We start from the raw sequence: 16029 nt of genomic DNA on the forward strand, positions 1-16029 counted from the left end.
GTCTCCTTTCCGCCAAGGAGCACGCCGCGTGCCCCCTGCCAGCATCTGGATCGTCACGCCGCCCGGCTATGCCCACAGCGGCGCCTTCGAGGAATTCGCGCTCGCGCTGAGCGAAGGCCTGCGCGAACTCGGCGTGGCCGCGCCGATCGTGCACCGCCGCCCCGAGGGCGAGACGATCGTGCTCGGCGCCAACCTGCTGCCCTCGATCGCCGACCGGCCACCGCGCCGCGCGATCCTGTTCAACCTCGAGCAGCTGTCGCCCGGCTCGCCCTGGTGGTCCGAGCGCTACCTCGACCTGCTGCGCCGCCGACCGGTGTGGGACTACAGCGCGCGCAACGTGGCGCTGCTGCGTTCGATGGGCATCGCGGCCACGCTGTGCGAGGTGGGCCATGCCGACGCGCTGCGGCGCATCGTGCCGCGCGAGACGCGGGACATCGACGTGCTGTTCTACGGCTCGGTCAACGACCGCCGGCGCGAGGCACTGAGGGCCCTCGAGGACGCGGGCCTGCGCGTGGTCGCGCTGTTCGGCGTCTACGGCGCCGCACGCGACGACTACATCGCGCGCAGCCGGATCGTGCTGAACCTGCACCACTACGAGGGCCGGCTGTTCGAGGTGGTGCGCGTGTCCTACCTGCTGGCCAACGGTTGCTGCGTGGTGTCCGAGAGCGGCGACGACCCCGAGGCCGAGCGCGCATACGAGGCCGCCGTGGCCTTCACCTCGTACGAGGGCATCGTGCCGACCTGCCTCGCACTGCTGCGCGACGATGCGCGGCGGCGCGCACTCGGCGCCAACGGGCTGGCGCTGATGCAGTCGCGGCGCCAGGCCGATGCCCTGCGGGCCGCGATCGGCCAGATGCCGGGCGGCTTCGCGGGCCTGGGCTAGAAGTCGAAGCGCGCCGACACCTCGAAACTGCGCCCCGGCGCCAGCAGCACCTGGCTCACCGCGCGTCCGCCCCAGGTGGCGTAGAGCCGATCGGTGAGGTTGCGCACGCGGAAGGTCAGCAGCGCGGGCTTCAGGCGATAGCTGACGGCCGCGTCGACGGTGGTGTAGCCCTCGATGCGGATCTGGTTCGCGGTGTCGGTGAAGACGTGGCCGGCGCGGTTGAGCGAGAGGAACCACTCGAAGTTCGAGTCGTCGGGCCGCCAGGTGGCGAACAGGTTGGCCACGTGGCGCGGCACGTTGGGCGGGGTGTTGCCCACGCGCGAGACGCCGCCGGCCTCCACCAGCGTGTCGAAGCGCGCATCGAGCGCCGCGAGGTTGCCCGCCAGCGTGAGCTGGTGCGTGGGCCGCCACACGGCCGAGAGCTCGACGCCGCGCGAGGACTGGCGACCGTTGTTGACGGTGTCGCCGGGCTTGTTGGGATCGCGCGAGAGCACGTTGTCGAGCTCGATCTTGTAGAGCGCGGCGGTCCACTCGAGCCGCGCCTCGGGCAGGCTCTGCTTGAAGCCGACCTCGGCCTGCTTGCCGCGCGACATCGGGAAGTTGGCATTCGACTGCGACAGCAGGAAGAACGAGCCCACGGGCACGGTGGCGTTGGTGTACTGCGCGTAGATGCTGGATTGCGGCGACAGGTCGTAAACCGCGCCGAGCCGGCCCGAGTCGGTGCGGTAGCTGGTGTCGAAGCGGCTGTAGCCGCCGGTGTTGAGGTCGGCGATGCCGCGCTGCACCTTGGTGCGGTCGTGGCGCCAGCCGCCCACCAGCGTGAGGCCGGGCAGCGGCTTGAGCGCATCCTCGACGAACACCGAACTCACGTCGACGCGCGAGGTGGTGTCGGTGCGGTTGCCGGCGCCGGTGGCGCTCAGGCGCGGATCGTCGCTGTAGAAGCCGGTGAACGGCGCGAGCGCCGGCACGCGCAATGCGGCAGCGGTCGAGGCCTGGCCGTCGGAGAAGCGGCGCTGGCTGTCGAAGCGGGTGCCGCTGAGTTCGCCGCCGATCACGAAGCGGTTGTCCATGCCGCCGAGGGTGCCGCGATGGGTGGCGTCGAAGCGCTCGAGCCAGAAGTCCTGGTCGTGCGTGATCCGGGTCTGGTCGCGCGCGATGCTCGCGGGCGCGACGAACACGGCGCTCTCGGAATTGCGGAACAGGCGCTGCGACTTGTTGGCCGCCACCGTGTTGCGCCACGACCAGTTGTCGCCGAGGCGGCCGCTCAGGCGCGCGCTGAGCCAGTAGGTCTCGGACGTGTTCTCGTTGTCGAGCACGTTGTAGTTGATGCGCGCGATGCGCCGGTCGATCACGCGGCCGTCGGGCGTGCGCACCACGCCCGTGGGCTCGCTCGCGAACCAGGCCGGCACCAGCGGCGTGCCCCAGTAGGCCTTGTTGTCGTCCTTCAGGTAGTCGAAGCTCAGGTCGAGCTTGACCGAGCCGCCGAGGTCGAAGGCCAGGCCGCTGGTGAAGTGGTCCATGCGCTCGCCGCTGCCCGGCACGTTGCCGGCGCGGCTGTCGTTGTGGCTGTAGTCGAGGCGGTAGGCGCCCGACTCGCCGACCGGCCCGCCGAAGCCCACGCCCAGCCGCGTGGCGCCGAAGCTGCCGTAGCCGACCGAGAGCTCGCGGTTCGGGTTGTTGCGGTCGGGCCGCTTGGTCACGAAGTTGACGACGCCGCCGATCGCGCCCTCGCCGTCGAGCACCGAGGCCGGGCCCTTGAGCACCTCGATGCGGTCGTAGTTCCAGGTGTCCTGCACGCGGTTGGTGACGCCCGCGCCCGAGGTGCGCACGCCGTCGTAGAGATAGAGCAGGCTGGTGAAGCCGCGCGTCGACAGCGTGGTGGGCGAGGACGGCGGCCCGCCGCCCGCGAGGCCGGTGACGCCGCGCAGCGCCTCGCTGAAGGTGCGCGCCCCGCGCTGCTGGATCAGGTCCTGCGACAGCACCTCGACCGAGGCCGGCGTCTCGCGCACCGTGAGGCCCAGGCGCGAGGCGCTGCCGCTGCTGCCCTCGAGGTGCAGGCCCTCGGCGTCGCGGTTGCCCTCGACCGTGATCGCGCCCAATGCCTGTTGCACCTGCTGCGCCTGCGGCGCCGGTTGTTCCTGTGCCTGCGCGCCCGCCATGGACAGCGCGGCGATGGCCGCGGCCAAGCCCGACATCGTGTGTTTCATCTGAAATTCCCTCCGGAGATTGATCGTTCTTCTGTGCGCGTGCTCAGGCCACCGAGAAGCGGCGCAGCCGCCAGCCCGCGAGGCCGAACAGCAGCAGGCTCGGCAGCAGCAGTTGCAGCACGGCCGCCAGCGCACGGTCGCGCAGCTCGCGCGGCGATTCCTCGCGCCATGCAAAGCGGGGGATGCGGTCGAAGTCGGCCGGCATCAGCGCGCTGCGTTCCTCGATGCGCGGAAAGAAGAAGTGCTTCCACGCCATATGAAAGCCCACCGTCTGCGCCACGAACTGCGCATGGCGCCGCGCGCCGGTGCCGGCCAGCCCGGTCATGCCCTCGTAGGCCACGGCCGCGGGCGACAGCGCGCCGAAGCGCTCGAGCAGCCGCTGCTGGCCCGCGTGCTGGCGCTCGAAGCGCTCGAGCTCGGGCGCGATCGCCTCGTCGATCTCGCGCTCGATGCGGTAGTTGGCGAGGCCGCGCGCGCTGATCTCGATCTTGCCGTCGCGCGGCAGCAGCAGCGCGCCCTGGCCGACGTGCTTGTAGTCGGTGCTCAGCAGCTCGGCATGGCGCTTCATGGCCGCAGCCGTGAGCGTGCGCGTCTGGGTCGCGAGCTCGGTGCGCGAGGGCGCGGGGCTGGCCTGCGTGACCGCGAGGTTGAGCAGCACCGGCGCCACCAGCACCAGCAGCACCCACGCGATCATCAGCACCATGGCATTGGTGGCCGAGGGCGCGCCGAAGGCATTGACCGCCACCACCAGCGCGAACCAGAACAGCGCATAGGCGCCCACCAGCAGCGCCCACCAGAAGGTGACCGTGCCCGCGCCCGGCGCGGAAGGCGCGAAGCCCGCCTGCCGCGCCAGCAGCAGCACGCCCACGGGCAGCAGCACCGCCGGCACCAGCAACGCGGCGGCGCGCACCGCGAGCTTGCCGGCCAGCAGCGTGCGCAGGCGCAGCGGTTGCGAGAGCAGCAGGCGCAGGGTGCCGTTCTCGCGCTCGGCCGACAGCAGGTTGTAGCCGAGCACGAAGATCAAGAGCGGCAGCAGGTAGACCAGCACGAAGGCCAGGTCGAACTGGCCGCTCAGCAGGTACCAGGGGTTCTCGATGTCGCTCGGGTTCATGAAGGCCACGCGGCTCTGGTGCGTGACGCGGAACTGGCTCGGGAACAGGTCGCTGCGCCCGAGCGCGACCGGCCCGAGCGGCGCGCTCGGCAGGATCGCGTGCTGCGCGCCGTAGCTGCTGGCCATGCGCGAGGGATCGGCCGGGTTCTCGAACGGCGTGGGCTGGGCCCGGCCCGCGAGGATGGCCTCGAGCTGCGCGCGCTGCGCCGCGCGAGTGTCGCGGTCGGCCTGGGCCACGGCCGCCTGCGCGCGGTCGCGCTGCGCGGTCTGCGCGAGGCCGTTGCCGAGCGCGTAGCCGACCAGCAGCAGGAACAGCAGGGCCACGGCCCAGACGCTGCGGTCGGCCAGCAGCAGGCGCAGCTCCTGGCGCATGACGGCGCGCAGCCTGAAGCCCTGGGGCGGGTTGACGATGGAGACGGACATGGCTTCCTCTTGCTTGGCTCTTTCTGAAAGGCGCGCTCAGGCCAGCGCGCGTTGGCGGCGCACGGCGACGGCCGCGAAGGCCGCGGCCAGCAGCAGGCCGGCGCACAGCACGGCCAGGCTGCGCAGCTGGTGGCGCAGGGCCCAGCCCACGCGCGGGGTCCGGTGCACGAACGGCGGCACCTTGGCCCACAGCTCGGGGCCCGACTGGTAGGCGAAGTGGCGGTCGCCGAGCGGATCGGCATGCGCGACCAGGTCCTCGCTCATCAGGTCCTGCAACCGCCGCCGATGCAGCTCGGCCGCGGTGGTGAAGCTGCGGTGGTGCGCGAAGTCGGTGCCGGCCATGCCCATCGAGTAGCTGCGCATCGCGAGCAGGGGCAGCAGCAGGCCGCTCCATTCCTGCAGCCGCTGCTGGCGCTCCCAGGTGTCCCAGAGGCGGCCGTAGTGGCGGTCGTAGACCGGGTAGGAGGCCTGGTCGTCGAGCCGCAGCGCGATGCCCCACTGACTGAGTGGCACGTCGCGGCCCCAGCGCTCGGTGGTGCCGAAGGCCTGCAGCCAGGTGCGGTCGGAGACCTGCTTGAGCTCGGCCTGCAGCGCTTGGTTGAACTCGAGCCGGGTCGGGCTCGGATAGGCCGCGCGCGCGGCCTCGGACAGCACGCGCGGCGCCATCACGGCCTGCGCCACCCATAGCGCGAGCAGCACGGTGATGGCCGCGCGCGAGGTGGCGCACAGCGCCGACACGCCGAGCACCACGAACACGAAGGCGCCGAGGTAGACCGCATAGCCCAGGCTCCAGGCCGCCAGCCGCAGCAGCGCATCGGCGCGCTCGCCGGGCGCGGCGCCCAGCCCCACCGCGAGCGCGGCGACCAATGCGGCCGGCACCAGCAGCACCGCGAGCGAGGCCGCGAGCGCGAGCGCCTTGCCCGCCAGCAGGCGCAGCGGCGAGACGCCCAGGCTCAGGGTCTGGCGCAGGATGCCCTGCTCGCGCTCGCCCGCGAAGGCGTTGAAGCCCAGCACGATCACCAGGAGCGGCCCGAGCACCTGCAGGATCCAGCCGACCGAGAGATTGCCGAAGCGCTGCAGGCCGGTGGCGTCCTGCGCGGGATTGAACTTGACCTCGCTCTGGCGGTGCGCCTGCAGCCACACGGTGCTGCCGATGTAGGGATTGATGCCCGCGTCGACCATGGCCAGCGGCGCCTCGGGCTTGAAGGCATGCATGCCCTGGTGCGCAGCGTCGTGCGGATGGCGCCGGTCCTGCGCCAGCCAGTCGCGGTAGTCGAGCGCCTGCGCGGCCTGCTGCTCGGCGCGCGCCTCGCGCTGGTGCGCCCAGCCCACGCCGAGCGCGGTGAACAGCAGCACCAGCACCAGGCCGCCGGCCCACGGCAGGCGGCCGTCGCGCAGCCGTTCGGTGAATTCGCGGTTCGCGATCCAGCGCCACATGCTCAAGCCCTCATGTGCTGCAGGTACAGCGACTGCAGGTCGATGCGCGCGATCTGCTGCGCGCCCTCGAGGCTGTCGACGAGGCGGCCGCTCTTCATGATGCCGACGCGCGTGGCGGTCTGCTGCGCATGGAACAGGTCGTGCGTGGTGGTCAGCACCGCCACGCCCTGGTCGGCGGCGCGCCGCAGCAGCTCGGAGAACTCGCTGGCCGCATGCGGATCGAGGCCCGAGGTGGGCTCGTCGAGCAGCAGCGCCTTGGCCTCCTTGGCCAGCGCCACCGCGATCCAGACCTTCTGCCGCATGCCCTTGGAATAGGCCGACACGCGCTTGTCGGCCGCCGCGTGGTCGAGGCCCACCGCCGTCATGAGCTCGAGCAGCCGTTCGCGCGGCAGCGCGCGGCCCAGCGCGAGGCCGGCGAAGAAGCGCAGGTTCTCCAGGCCCGAGAGCGTGCCGTAGAGCGTGACGTGCTCGGGGATGTACGCCACGTCCTGCTTGGTCGCGAGCGGATGGCGCGTGACGTCGACGCCGTTGATCTCCACCGTGCCCGCGCTGGGCGCGATGAAGTGGAGGAACAGGTTGATGGTGGTGGTCTTGCCCGCGCCGTTGGCGCCGAGCAGGCAGTAGATGTCGCCCGCGCGGATGTCGAGGTCGAGGCGGTCGAGCGCGACATGGCTGCCGTACTGCTTGGTGAGGCCCTGTGCTCTGAGCATGGGAGGGTTCCGGTCGAAGAGAAGAAGCGGGGAAACGGCGCGCGCACGCCCGCATGCATCCGCGGTGGACGCGCGCAGGCTCACGCGCATGCAGGTGCATGCCGTGGCGTTCGAATAAGGGGATTGGCTGGGCGCCGGGGGCCGGTGCCGTGGCGGATCGGGGAGGCGGCCGGATCGTCCGGGCCGCGGTTTCAGGGGGTCAGCGGGCGCGCTTGTTCTTCGCGCCACCCTGCCGCGCCTTGAAGCGCGGGTTCGACTTGCAGATCACGTAGGTGCGTCCGCGCCGGGTGACCACCTGGCAATCACGGTGCCGCTTCTTGGCTTCTTTGAGGGAGGACAGGACTTGCATGGCGTCGCGCTGTTGGATGGAAACCAGCAGTCTAAGTTATTGCGAATCCATTCGCAATAACTTTGTAAAGAAGAATGAGCACCCGTGCGGGTGCCTTGTTCAGTGCGATCGGCCGGCCGGTGCCGCCTTCGCCACGCAGGCCGCGCAGCTGCCGTGCAGGGTCACTTCGTGGCTCGCGACCTGGAAGCCCGGCGGCGCCAGGTCGTCCATCGGGCCCGGGCAGGCGTGCAGCAGGAACACCTGGCCGCACGACAGGCAATGGAAGTAGTGATGGTGGTGGTCGCCCGCGCGGCCCTGCCCCTTCTCGTGTTCGTGGGCGTGGTCGCCGTGCGCGTGCGCATGCGGCTCTTCCCGGCACGAGACCTCGTAGCGCGCGGGCTCGCCGGGCAGCTCGACCTTGGCGATCTCGCCGTCCGCGAGCAGCGCCGACACCTGGCGGTAGACGGTCGACAGGCTGATCTCGGGCACGAGTTCGCGCGCATGCGCATGGATTTCGGGGGCGGTGAGCACGCGGCTGGCATCGCTGAAGGCCGAGAACACGGCGGCGCGCTGGCGGGTAAGACGTTCCATGGCCTCGATGGTAAGGCGGCGCGAACAACGCCTCGCGGTGCCCGGGGACTGCGGCGCAGGCTATCTAAATTGCCCCTGCCGGCGCTCCGGTCTTGCCTTTCTCCCCTCTTGACTCGTCGATTTAGATATATCTAAAATAATTTAGACACAAACAGATATCGATTCAGAAAGAGAGGCTCCCATGCGCCATTTCCACTTCGACCATTGCCACCGCACCCCGCGCGGCGAGCACGAGGACGGCCTCTCGGGTGGCCGGGGCCGCGGCGGACGCCACGGCTTCGGCGCCGGCCGGGTGTTCGGCCATGGCGGCCTGCGCTTCGTGCTGCTGCAGCTCATCGCCGACAAGCCCTCGCACGGCTACGAGCTCATCAAGCTGATCGAGGAACGCCTGGGCGGCAGCTATGCGCCGAGCCCCGGCGTGGTCTATCCCACGCTGACGCTGCTCGAGGAGCTGGGCCACCTCAGCGTCGAGAGCAGTGCCGAGGGCGGCGGCCGCAAGCGCTACACCCTCACCGACAGCGGGCGCGAGTACCTGGCGGCCAACCGCGAGACCGCCGAATCGATGATGGAACGCCTCAACGGCGGCGTCGACGGCGCCGGCGCGCGCGGCGGCCGGCCGCCGCAGGTCACGCGCGCCATCGAGAACCTCAAGCTCGCGATGCGCTTGCGCCTCTCGGGCACGCCCCTCACCGAACAACAAGCCCACGAATTCGCCGCGGTGCTCGACAGCGCCGCACAACAGATCGAACGTCTTTGAAAGTCAACCGCACATGACCGACTTCTCCACCGCCTCCCAACCCGACCGCCTGCCGCGCCGCGTGCGCCACGACCTGCGCTTTCGCCAGCTCACGGTGAAGAGCGTGCAGCGCGTCACGCCGCACCTGCTGCGCGTGGTGCTCACCGGCGACGAACTCGAGGGCTTCCACAGCCCGGGCTTCGACGACCACGCCAAGCTGTTCTTCCCCGACCCGGCCACCGGCCGCCTGACCCTGCCGACCATGGGACCCGAAGGCCCGGTCTGGCCCGAGGGCCGGCCCACCATGCGCGACTACACGCCGCGCCGCCACGACGCGGCCGCGAGGACGCTCGAGATCGACTTCGCGCTGCACGAGGCCGGCCCCGCCACGCAATGGGCCGAGAACGCCAGGCCCGGCGACCGCATCGGCGTGGGCGGCCCGCGCGGCTCGTTCATCGTGCCGACCGAGTTCGACTGGCACCTGCTGATCGGCGACGACACCGCGCTGCCCGCGATCTCGCGCCGGCTGGCCGAGCTGCCCGCGGGCGCGCGCGTGGTGGTGCTGGCCGAGGTCGACGGCCCCGAGGACGAGATCCCGTTCGAGACCCGGGCCGCGCTCACGCTGGTGTGGGTGCATCGCCGCGGCGTGTCGGCGGGCCTGAGCCCGATGCTGCTCGAGACGCTCAAGAAGCAGGCGCTGCCCGAGGGCGACTACCACGCCTGGGTCGGCTGCGAGACCGGCGTGGCGAAGGCGGTGCGCGCGCACCTGGTGAGCGAGCGCGGCGCCAACCCGAAGTGGATCCGGGCCTCGGGCTACTGGCGCCGCGGCACGGCCGCGACGCACGACGCGATCGAGGACTGAGCGGCCTCGCGCGCGGTGCCGCTCAGTGCGGCACTTCCGCCGGCCCCGAGGCCGCCGCGCGCTTCGGGCTGCGGATCAGCAGCAGCAGCGGGATCGCCACCAGCGTGATCACCATCATGATCGCGAAGTCGTCGAGGTAGCCGACCAGCGCGCCCTGCCGCGTGACCTCGGCGTTGAGCAGGGCCAGGCCCAACGGGTTGTCGGGCGACATCATCGAAGGCAGCGTGGCCAGCGCCGGATTGCCGGGCGCCACGGTGGTCGCGATCTGCGCATGGGCGGCGCTCGAGCCCTCGGTGAGCAGCGCCTGCACGATCGAGATGCCCACGCTGCTGCCGATGTTGCGCAGCAGGCTGAAGATCGGCGTGCCCTGGTTGCGCAGCCGCGGCGCCAGCGTGGCGAAGGTGGCGGTCGACAGCGGCACGAAGGTGAAGCCGATGCCCAGGCCCTGCACGAAGCCCGAGACGATGATCAGCGTGCTGTCCATCTGCAGCGTGATGCGCGTCATCTGGTAGAGCGAGAAGGCCGTGAGCCCGAAGCCCAGCGCCATGATGGCGCGCACGTCCACGCGCTGCACCAGCCGCCCCACCACCAGCATCGCGATCATGGTGCCGATGCCGCGCGGCGCCGTGACCTGCCCCGTGTAGACCACCGGATAGCCCATCAGCCCCTGCAGGAAGTTCGGCAGCAGCGCCATGGTCGCGTACAGGATCATGCCGACGATGAAGGCGAACAGCAGGCCGGTGACGAAGTTGCGGTCCTTGAGCAGGTCGCGGTCGAAGAAGGAGACGCCGCGCACGGTCCAGGTGTGGACCACGAAGAAGCAGAAGGCCACCAGCGAGGCCGCGGCCTCGAGCCGGATCTCCCACGAGTCGAACCAGTCGAGCTGCTCGCCGCGGTCGAGGAACAGCTGCAGCATGCCGATGGCGAGGCTCAGGGTGACGAAGCCGAAGATGTCGAGCTTCTCGCCCTGCGGCCGGCTCTCGGGCAGGTAGCGCGCGATGCCCCAGAAGGCGAAGACGCCCACCGGCAGGTTGATGAAGAAGACCCAGCGCCAGTCGAAGTTGTCGGTGAGCCAGCCGCCCAGCAGCGGCCCGAGGATCGGCCCGACCATGATGCCCGCGCCCCAGATCGCCATCGCCTGGCCGACCTTCTCGCGCGGGTTGATGTCCAGCAGCACCGCCTGCGACAGCGGCACCAGTGCCGCGCCGAAGATGCCCTGCAGCAGCCGCGCGCCGACGATGCCCACCAGCGAGGTCGCCAGGCCGCACAGCGCCGAGGCGATGGTGAAGCCGATCACCGAGATGATGAACACGCGCCGCCGACCCCAGTGGCCGCAGAGCCAGCCGGTGAGCGGCAGCGCGATCGCCGAGGCCACGATGTAGGAGGTCAGCACCCAGGTGATCTGGTCCTGCGAGGCCTGCAGGCTGCCCTGCATGTGCGGCAGCGCGACGTTGGCGATCGTGGTGTCGAGCGCCTGCATGATGGTCGCGAGCATGATCGAGACGGTGATCATCCCGCGGTGCGGCACCGCGGTTCCGGGCGCGGCGGTCATTTGCCCTCGCCTTCGGGGCCGTTGCCGCCCGTGATCTCGAGCAGGCTGCCGCGCACCTTGCCGAGCAGCGCCAGCAGCTGGGCGCGCTCGCCGGGCGCCAGCACCGCCATCACGCGCGCATTGAGCCCGTCGCTGAGATTGAGCGCGGCATCGAGCGCCTTCTCGGCGCTGGGCTGCAGGTGGATCAGCTTCACGCGCCGGTCGGTGGCGCTGGCCTCGCGGCGGATCCAGCCGGCCGCCTCCATGCGGTCGCACAGGCCGCCCACGGCCATCGGCGTGAGCTCCAGCCGCTGCGCGAGCTCGGCCTGCGACAGCGGCGCCTCCTCGCCTTCCATGGCCAGCACGCCGAGCAGCCGGCACTGGGCGCTGCTCAGGCCGATGCGCTCGCGTGCGAGGCGGTCGAAGGCCTCGCCGTAGCGCTTGGCCACGTCCTTCACGATGAAGCCGAAACGCTGGCTGAAGTCCCTTTTCATAAGGGACTTGATTATCTACATGTTTATTAGTTGGGCCTTAGCGGCCCGCTCTCAGAGCCAGCCCGCACGCCGGAACCGGTAGTAGAGATAGCCGCAGGTGCCCGCGATCAGCGCCAGCGCCGTGGGGTAGCCCCAGCGGAATTTCAGCTCGGGCATGAATTCGAAGTTCATGCCCCAGACGCCCGCGAAGGCGGTGCACACGGCGAAGATGCTGGCCCAGGCCGCGAGGCGCTTGGTGACCTCGCTCTCCTCGATCGTGACCATCGAGAGGTTGACCTGGATCGCGGTGGCCACCGTGTCGCGCATGGCGTCGATCGAGCCGTTGATGCGCCCCAGGTGGTCGCCGACGTCGCGGAAGTACTCCTGCGAGCCCATGCAGATCTGCGGCACCCGCCCGCCGTGCAGCTTGCCGGCCGCCTCGGTCAGCGGCGCCACGGCGCGCTTGAGCACCATGCTGCGGCGCTTGAGTTCGTAGAGCTGCTTGATCTTGTCGCGCGCCGCGCCGCTTTGCGCAAAGATCTGCTGCTCGATCGATTCGAGCTCGTCCTCGAGCGCGTCGATCACCGGGAAGTAGCGGTCGACCACCGCGTCCATCAGCGCATAGAGCACGAAGCCGGCGCCGTTCTTCAGCAGCTCGGGCTCGCGTTCGCAGCGCTCGCGCACGCCGAGGAAACCCTGCCGGCTGCGGTTGCGCACCGACAGCACGTAGTTGCTGCCCACGAACACGTCGACCTCGCCCACATGGATGCACTGCTCGCCCGCGTCCGAGGGCTCGACCAGGTGCATCACCACGAACAGCGAGTTGCCGTACTCCTCGACCTTGGGCCGCTGGTGGCCGTGCTGGGCGTCTTCCACGGCCAGCGGATGCAGGCCGAACTCGAGCTGCATCACGGCCAGTTCCTCGGGCGTGGCGTCGCTGAGCGCCACCCAGACGAAGCAGCCGGGCCGCGAGATGTATTCGCTGATGCTTTCGACGGGGATGTCGGCCAGCTTGGCGCCGTTCTCGTAAGCCACGCAGTTGATCAGCATCGGCGCTCCAGGATCGCGGTTGGATTGAGGGGTGCCGATGGTGCCACGGGGCCGCGTGCCGCTGCCTGACTGCCGCGAGAGGGAGCGCAAAAGTTAAAACATCGCTACTCGCAAGCGGCCGAAGGGTTTAGTTGCGTGACTTTTTGCTCATTTCTTTCACCCGCCTACAAGTCTTACCGCGCAAAGACTGACAGGCGTTGTGCGGGCGATACACGAACATCGCTTCGCTGTCACGCAAAAGGGGGCGCCCACCAAACAGAAGAGCAGCCGCCCACAGCCATCAGGGAAGAACTCCACCCGCCCACGTGCGGGTGTTTTTTTGCCCGCTCGCATCCTCTTGTCCCCGCATCCCGCCCCACGCCGCCCTCCGGCTTGCGGGTCGGCCACAATACCGGGCGCCCCGCGCCATGGCCTGGCCGGGATCCAGCGACGATGCGTCCATGCCCGAACTCTCAGACAGCACTTTCTCCAACGCCAGCAATGGCTTACGCGCCCATTCCGTGACAGATACCCCCGCCGCAGCCGCCCCCGATTACGCCGGTCATACGCCCATTGTGTAGGTAGGCATGATGCCCATCGCCCCGCAGGGACCACTTTTCCCTTTGACGACAGCGCTTTAGGCCATCTACGCCGCTCTACGATGGAGCGCGCGATGGGCGTTGATTGGCATGGTTTGGCGACGAAATTGCCCCAAATTTGCCCCACGAAAACGGCTCGCAAACTGGGGCACAGCCCAGCGTGTGTTAGCGTGCTTCGATAGCGCTTGCCACAGCCTTCCACGGCACTCCCGGCGCCCAGATCGCATGCCACAAACGTCCATGACAAGGCGCGCGCTCTGGTCAAGTGGATCGGACGTCTTCACGACAGCAAGAATCTGAATGGAATGCTTCCGTATCGACGAGAGTGGCTACACCGGGTTCGATTTGCTGAACCCGGAACAGCGCTTTCAAGGGGCCACGGCCATCGCGATCAGCGATGAGGAAGCCGCGCGCCTGATCCGTGAGCATTTCCCCAAGCTACAGGCACCTGAACTCAAGTACCATTCGCTCGCGCGCCGGCCCGCCTATCACCGACCGCTCCTGGAGTTACAGCGCGTCGTGCTGGCCCAGCACAAGTGCGTGACCTACGTCTGCGACAAGCGCTACCTGTTGTTGCTGATGTTCCTGGACTACGCCGTCGAGCCCTTCTACTACGAACGCGGGCTCGACTTCTACGAGGACGGCCAGAACTACTCGCTGGCATCGCTGCTCTACACCGTCGGACCGACCCTGCTCGGCAAAGAGGCATTCGATGCCTTGTTGGCAGCCTTCCAGCGCGCAGTCAAGGAGAAATCCCAGGACGCTCTGCACGAACTGGTGTTGGCGGCCAGACGTCTCAAGTGGCGCGAGCTGCCCGAAGCCTTGGGGCCGCTGGCACAGGCATCCCCGGAATGCCTGTCGGCCATCGCCACTCCCGGCGTTACAACAGATGTGGCGCTGGTGGTACTGCAGTCGCTGATCAGCCGAATGGAAGTCATGGCGGATGGGGCATACCGCGTCGAGCACGACCAGTCCAAGAACCTGCTGACCTACCACGCCTTGCTCCAGCGCTACATCGACCACGAGCAAGAGGTCGAGTTCAAGCAGACCCAGATCGCGAGCATCAAGTTCCCTCTGAAGCTGTCCTCGGTCACACAGGTCGACTCCAAGGCCAGTCCCGCAGTGCAGGTTGCCGACGTCATGATTGGGGCCGCCATCGAGGCAGCAAACGGCCTGACAAACCTCCGCACACCCTTGCTGGACCCTAAGGCGGTGATGTCGCTCTATGCCGAGGATCAATTCATCCACATGGTGCCGTCGATCGACTTCGCAGAACAGAAGCGGTTCCGGCAAGGTACGCAAGCTGGCCAGGTCATCGATTACTTCGCCTCCAACTTCCACAGGTAGCTCGCAGGCGACAGCATTCCGGTCAAGCTGACGTTGTGCAACTTACCCCATTGGTCCATCGCGTCAATCCGCCTGTGCAGCCTCACGGAGCTGTATTGATCTGCTCGCCGAAGCAACCAGCCTCCCGCCTAGTCGTAGCGGTACCAGGATTGGTATCGATTGGATGTGACCGCTGAGCCATCTCGCTTTTCGTGCTGGTTGCAACTCTCACACAGCAGCTGGAGATTGCTGACGTCGTTAAGACCGAATCGGCTCAGCGGGACTATATGGTCGTAGTTCTCCACATTGGCGAGATTTGTCAGCCCCGACAGATCTTGGTCACACAGCACACAACGCCCGCGGTCCCGAAAGAACACTGCACGTTGGGCCCAGACCGGCGGCCTGACGCGCCTGAGAATTCCGCCCGGAATGAACCTCGATAGATCCAAATCCTCGGTGTCGTCGAGGCGCGCGTTTGACAGGATGTCTGAAATGTATTCATTGAAGGTTAGCAGCAGACTCCTGTTCTGGAAGAGGACATGGAACACCTCCTTGACCGTCTGGTCGAGCAACTTCTCATACGCTTCCGACAGGCGGATCTCGTTCATGAACTCGTAGATGTCGTCCTCGTCGGCATCCTGAAAACGACGCCCGCTGTCCCCTAGAAACTCACCGAAGCTCTGATAGTCGATACCGTAGCGATCGAAGGCAGCCTCTATCGGCAACTTCTCTGGCTTGAGATCATCAAGTGCGGCGGGGATATCCGCGAAGGCGGCCTCCACCCCCTTTCGCTCGGCCATGTCAACGGCCTCGGCCTGTTCGTCATGAACGTTCCGAACGATGAATTCGATGAACTGGTGGAACACCGAATACTGGGTGTAGGGTTGGGCCCATGCCGCCCACTGATCGTCGCAGTGGAAACCCTCCAGCTTGATGAGATGATCAAACCGGTTGGTCAGCACCGCATCCACGACGGCGCAGAGTTCGTAGGTCTCATAGAACCTTGCTTCGATATACATGCATCCCTCCTCAGCATCTGCCTCGCAGGACAATTCAGTTGACTCGCTCCACTGTGATCAGGACCAGACAATCCTGCACGCCAAGTACTCGCTCAACACGATGTGCACGAAGTTACCGCTGGACTGTCCCACCAGATAGCGGTAGCGTCCTTCCTGCACGTCGATCCAGCCATCGGCGATCTGCTCTCCGGATGGCAGCGCACGCATGAAGGCCCTGGAGCCGAGCTCCGGCCAGACGGTCATGGGGCCCGGCTCGGGACATTCGAAAAACTCGCGGCTCTCCTGGCTCATGAGAGCAAGAGGAATCACCTCGATTTCATCCGGGTCACCCCTCTCCTGAATGCTCAACTCGTAGTCCAGATGGCCGCGCCCCAGCTTGGCGACGACATTCCGCACACGATCCATGTCCGGCTGCCAAGTCTTTTGGCCGTCTTCGCTCAAGGACAGCGCAGCCAGGATCCTGCTGGTCAGCTGTGGCACGGCGCGAAGAATCCTGCTCACATTCGCCCTCTTCACGCCGGACGGATCGGCGGTGCCGCAGATCACGCACTCGATGAAGCAGGCCACGTACTGTTCATCCAGCGAGAAGGACTGATTGCACTCGGCGCAGGCAAGTACGACGGGCAGATTCGATGGAAACGGCTCATCCAGCAAGACCTTCGACGGGCAGTGATCTCTCGTGCTTGGCACGGCACCGCAGTACACGCACGAGCCGGTGAGACGTTCGTCCACAAAGAGTTTTCGAGGATCGTTCATGCGATTCC

Annotated in this window: 15 protein-coding genes; 4 read left to right on the forward strand and 11 right to left on the reverse strand. The window is 68.0% G+C overall.

The annotated features are described in order from the left end of the window. The first annotated feature begins 28 nt into the window (after positions 1 to 28). Complete coding sequence (locus tag BM109_RS00700) at positions 29 to 883, forward strand: glycosyltransferase family protein (protein ID WP_093339612.1); 855 nt, start codon at positions 29 to 31, stop codon at positions 881 to 883. Here BM109_RS00700 and BM109_RS00705 read toward each other — a convergent pair. The 6 genes from BM109_RS00705 to BM109_RS00730 all read right to left on the reverse strand — a co-directional run bounded on the left by BM109_RS00705 (position 880) and on the right by BM109_RS00730 (position 7690). Beyond that, positions 880 to 3090 (reverse strand): TonB-dependent receptor, encoded by a 2211-nt coding sequence (locus BM109_RS00705; protein ID WP_093339615.1) that lies wholly within the window; start codon positions 3088 to 3090, stop codon positions 880 to 882. The two genes, BM109_RS00700 and BM109_RS00705, sit on opposite strands and share 4 nt — an antisense overlap. A gap of 43 nt (positions 3091 to 3133) precedes the next feature. Continuing rightward, entirely contained in the window at positions 3134 to 4624 is a 1491-nt protein-coding gene (locus tag BM109_RS00710) for an ABC transporter permease subunit (RefSeq protein ID WP_093339617.1), read from the reverse strand. A gap of 36 nt (positions 4625 to 4660) precedes the next feature. Beyond that, positions 4661 to 6061, reverse strand: a complete 1401-nt coding sequence (locus BM109_RS00715; RefSeq protein ID WP_093339620.1) for an ABC transporter permease subunit — start codon at positions 6059 to 6061, stop codon at positions 4661 to 4663. 2 nt (positions 6062 to 6063) lie between these two features. Continuing rightward, positions 6064 to 6771, reverse strand: coding sequence for an ABC transporter ATP-binding protein (locus tag BM109_RS00720; RefSeq protein WP_093339622.1), 708 nt, complete (start codon positions 6769 to 6771; stop codon positions 6064 to 6066). Between the two features lie 199 nt (positions 6772 to 6970). Continuing rightward, the gene (gene ykgO, locus BM109_RS00725) at positions 6971 to 7120 is read right to left on the reverse strand and encodes a type B 50S ribosomal protein L36 (RefSeq protein WP_057592821.1); all 150 of its coding nucleotides are present in this window, start codon (positions 7118 to 7120) and stop codon (positions 6971 to 6973) included. Positions 7121 to 7219: 99 nt separating this feature from the next. Beyond that, positions 7220 to 7690: a Fur family transcriptional regulator gene (locus BM109_RS00730; RefSeq protein WP_093339625.1), complete on the reverse strand. Its 471-nt coding sequence runs from the start codon at positions 7688 to 7690 to the stop codon at positions 7220 to 7222. Positions 7691 to 7871: 181 nt separating this feature from the next. Here BM109_RS00730 and BM109_RS00735 point away from each other — a divergent pair, with 181 nt between their 5' ends. Both BM109_RS00735 and BM109_RS00740 read left to right on the forward strand, forming a co-directional pair. Next, on the forward strand, positions 7872 to 8447 hold the full coding sequence (locus BM109_RS00735) for a PadR family transcriptional regulator (RefSeq protein WP_093339627.1): 576 nt from the start codon (positions 7872 to 7874) through the stop codon (positions 8445 to 8447). A gap of 13 nt (positions 8448 to 8460) precedes the next feature. Continuing rightward, on the forward strand, positions 8461 to 9288 hold the full coding sequence (locus tag BM109_RS00740) for a siderophore-interacting protein (RefSeq protein WP_093339630.1): 828 nt from the start codon (positions 8461 to 8463) through the stop codon (positions 9286 to 9288). A 22-nt stretch (positions 9289 to 9310) separates the two neighbouring features. Here the strand turns inward: BM109_RS00740 and BM109_RS00745 are convergent, their stop codons facing one another. From BM109_RS00745 to corA, 3 genes are read right to left on the reverse strand one after another with little or no spacing between them, the layout of a single operon-like run. Next, complete coding sequence (locus BM109_RS00745) at positions 9311 to 10840, reverse strand: DHA2 family efflux MFS transporter permease subunit (protein WP_093339633.1); 1530 nt, start codon at positions 10838 to 10840, stop codon at positions 9311 to 9313. After that, entirely contained in the window at positions 10837 to 11313 is a 477-nt protein-coding gene (locus tag BM109_RS00750; protein WP_057592826.1) for a MarR family winged helix-turn-helix transcriptional regulator, read from the reverse strand. The genes BM109_RS00745 and BM109_RS00750 overlap by 4 nt, the downstream gene beginning before the upstream one ends. Before the next feature lie 51 nt (positions 11314 to 11364). Beyond that, entirely contained in the window at positions 11365 to 12342 is a 978-nt protein-coding gene (gene corA / locus BM109_RS00755; RefSeq protein ID WP_093339635.1) for a magnesium/cobalt transporter CorA, read from the reverse strand. Positions 12343 to 13220: 878 nt separating this feature from the next. Between corA and BM109_RS00760 the strand changes: the two genes are divergently transcribed. Beyond that, a complete protein-coding gene (locus BM109_RS00760; protein WP_093339638.1) occupies positions 13221 to 14267 on the forward strand; it encodes a DUF3800 domain-containing protein in 1047 nt (348 codons plus the stop codon). 128 nt (positions 14268 to 14395) lie between these two features. On the opposite strand, the gene BM109_RS00765 is transcribed toward BM109_RS00760, so the two are convergent. Further along, positions 14396 to 15265 (reverse strand): HNH endonuclease, encoded by an 870-nt coding sequence (locus tag BM109_RS00765; RefSeq protein ID WP_093339640.1) that lies wholly within the window; start codon positions 15263 to 15265, stop codon positions 14396 to 14398. 57 nt (positions 15266 to 15322) lie between these two features. After that, complete coding sequence (locus BM109_RS00770) at positions 15323 to 16021, reverse strand: hypothetical protein (RefSeq protein ID WP_093339642.1); 699 nt, start codon at positions 16019 to 16021, stop codon at positions 15323 to 15325. Positions 16022 to 16029: the final 8 nt, after the last annotated feature.

Source organism: Variovorax sp. PDC80 (genome assembly GCF_900115375.1).
GTDB lineage: Bacteria > Pseudomonadota > Gammaproteobacteria > Burkholderiales > Burkholderiaceae_C > Variovorax.